Source organism: uncultured Fretibacterium sp. (assembly GCF_938040765.1).
GTDB lineage: Bacteria > Synergistota > Synergistia > Synergistales > Aminobacteriaceae > CAJPSE01.
In genome coordinates this window covers 1-2,769 of record NZ_CALIAA010000240.1, presented here as the reverse complement: position 1 = coordinate 2,769, position 2,769 = coordinate 1, and the positions used below count along the sequence as shown (strand labels likewise).

At 61.4% G+C, this 2,769-nt stretch carries 3 protein-coding genes; all 3 read left to right on the top strand.

The window, feature by feature from the left end; genetic code table 11:
* Positions 1-190, top strand: a 190-nt coding sequence (locus Q0176_RS08345) for a hypothetical protein (RefSeq protein ID WP_299301447.1), incomplete at its 5' end; no start/stop codon positions are given.
* 609 nt (positions 191-799) lie between these two features.
* Complete coding sequence (locus tag Q0176_RS08340; RefSeq protein ID WP_299301444.1) at positions 800-1,585, top strand: LmeA family phospholipid-binding protein; 786 nt, start codon at positions 800-802, stop codon at positions 1,583-1,585.
* Complete coding sequence (locus Q0176_RS08335; protein ID WP_299301442.1) at positions 1,582-2,730, top strand: A/G-specific adenine glycosylase; 1,149 nt, start codon at positions 1,582-1,584, stop codon at positions 2,728-2,730. The genes Q0176_RS08340 and Q0176_RS08335 overlap by 4 nt, the downstream gene beginning before the upstream one ends.
* Positions 2,731-2,769 lie beyond the last annotated feature (39 nt).

Below are 2,769 nucleotides of genomic sequence, written 5' to 3'. Positions count from 1 at the left end.
GACAGCAAAAACGGCGTTGAGCTTGCGTTGCCGGACCGCAGGCCATCGCCTGCGAGGCGCGAAGGGTGCCGGGACTTTCGAGCAGTTTCTGTCGATGGTTCGGCTGAACATCAGCGACGGCAGCGCCGTGGAAGAGCTGAAGTTTTTGAGGGGACAGCCCGATTGGGCCTCTCCCTTTTTTCCTTCCTGAGGACTCGGGCGCGGACAACTCCCTTGAAAAGGCGGATCAATCAGCGGATAATAATGTTGCAGCGCTTGGTAAGGGGGGATCGCGGGGGGACAGCGGATTGTGGGCAATGGACATCGACCCGGAGACGGGAAAAGACCCCGCTGTGGAAAGGGTAAAATCGAGTGTGGAGGCGCTGAGCGAGGCCGTATTGAAGCTGACAGTCCTGCTCCTCCCGTCGGCAGCCATCGGGTCAGCAAGACTACTGGGGGTGGTGTTTCGGGAGGGTATGTGTGTTGTCGCACCTTCTGTTCCCGACGCTGGTACCCCATCCGTAACGAGACCGCGGTGCAAAGGACGGAAAGCCCTGCGGTACTTCGACGAGAACGCCGCCCCTGCCGGGGCCTGAAGGCTCTATGCCAAGGGGGTTCTCAGACGGTGGCGCCCTGTACAACATTAACCCTACCCTCGACGTAACCGACGCGGGGAATTTTTTGCCCTTCGGAAGTCAATATCGTTCCATGCGGATAGGAAACTTGGTATGATGGTGTCGGCGCGGGATCCGAAGTTTTTCTGCGGGGTGTGCAGATGCAGGAGCGTGCGTCCATTCGGCTGTTGAAGGAGAGGTTCTTGATGCTGCGAGTGTTTCCCTTGTCATTGCTGCTGTTCTCGTTTTGTCTCGGTGGAGTTTCTTTTGCGTCGTCCTCGGTTCATGAAGTAAGGGGGGACTTCAAGGCCACGACGAACCAGGCGAAGCTCGTTAAGGCCTTGGCGAAAGCCCTGGATCCCGAGTCGATGACCGTCACGTTTGTGGATGGCCCCAAGGAAAACGGGGATATATCCGGGCTGTACCTCGACATCGTGGGCCCCTCCGCGGGAACCGACTATCGCTTGGACCGTTTTTCCCTCTCCGGGGCTCTGGTCCGCCTGACGCCGCCTTCGCAGTGGGACGCAGGGGACCTCAAGACCTTTCGTCCGTCGAAATGGGAGGGGCTGTTCAATGCGGAGCTGCTTCTGAAAGAGAGTACGGCGCGGGAAGCACTCGCCCTCTTCTCCCGAACCCAGGGGGACGAGCAATGGAGGAACTTGTCCCTGGACTTCAGGCCAGGAAAGATTCTGCTCGAAGGGACCTACCGGGTCAACGGCGGGATGCGGGCCGCCTTTAAAATTACGACGGGCCTCGAACTGCGAGGCGGCAGACAGATCTGGCTGGCGAACCCGGAGGTTCAGATCAACAACGACGAACAGACTCAGGCCATTCGGAGTAAGATACAGGAGATCAACCCTCCGGCGGATTTCGACAAGCTGGGAATTCCCCTCGTCCTCCGCACTATAAAGATCACGGATCGGGAGCTTCGCATCGCGACCGGAAAACATCCCCGTCCCTTGGACGGGGATACCTGGAAATACGTTCGGTGACCCGCAGGGGGTCCTCGAGGGAAAGGCGTGCTTCCCCCCGAGCGCCAGGGGACTGTTTCCATCCGGAAGAACGGGAGGCGCTCTGCGGCCGGCTGCTGTCGGACTGGTTTTCGGTCCACGCCCGCAGGCTGCCTTGGCGCGAGGATTACGATCCCTATAAGGTGCTGGTCTCGGAGTTCATGCTCCAGCAGACCCAGGTCGAGACGGTTCTGCCCTACTTCGAGAGGTGGATGGCGGCTTATCCGGATCTCGCGTCCCTGGCAGGCGCGAACGAATCGGAGGTTCTCAAGCTCTGGGAGGGACTCGGCTATTATTCCCGTTGCCGCAACCTGCTGAACGCGGCAAGGGCGATGGTGAAGGAGGGGCTCCATCTTCCTCCCTCCGATGTGGGACGGTTGCGCTCCTACCCGGGGATTGGGCCCTACACCGCCGGGGCTGTCGCGAGCGTGGCCTATAATCTTCCCGTCCCGGCGGTGGACGGAAATGCCGAGCGCGTGGTCGCACGCCTGTGCGACATCCCCCTTCCCGCGGGGAGCGGAGCGCTCAGGAGGCGCGTCTCGGAAGTCGTTGCCCGCATGCTCCCTGAGGGCCGCGCCAGGGATCTGAATCAGGGGCTGATGGACCTGGGGGCGACCGTCTGTATGCCCCATGCCGCGGACTGCCCGGTGTGCCCCATGGAGGCGCATTGCCTCTCGTTGAGGCAGGGCATCTCCATGGGCCGACCGCTTCCCAGGCCGCGTGCCGAGATTCGCAGGATCGATGCCTGGGGTCTGGTGGGATTCCGCGAAGGGGCCTGCCTGATGCGCCGCCGTCCCGATCGGGGGCTTTGGGCCTCCATGTGGGAGCTGCCCTGGTTTGAGCGGGATAGCGAGGACTTCGATTCCGATTTTCGGGAATGGGCACGGCCCTGGCGTTTTTCCTGCACCTCGCGCCGGGATGTCGGACAGGTCGACTTCTCCTTTACGACTCACCGGGTGAGGGCCTGGGTTGTGGCCGCCGAGGTCTCCGCTTCGCCTGAGCTGGCGGGGAATGAGGACGGCAGGTGGAGGTTCGTCCCGTTCGAGGAGCTTCCCAAACTGGTTCTGACGGCTCCGGCCCGTAAGTTTTGGACGGAGTTTACGAAATCGCAAAGAACGCTGTTTTGACCCACAGGCTCCCCTGGAGAATTGACAATTGGGCAACGA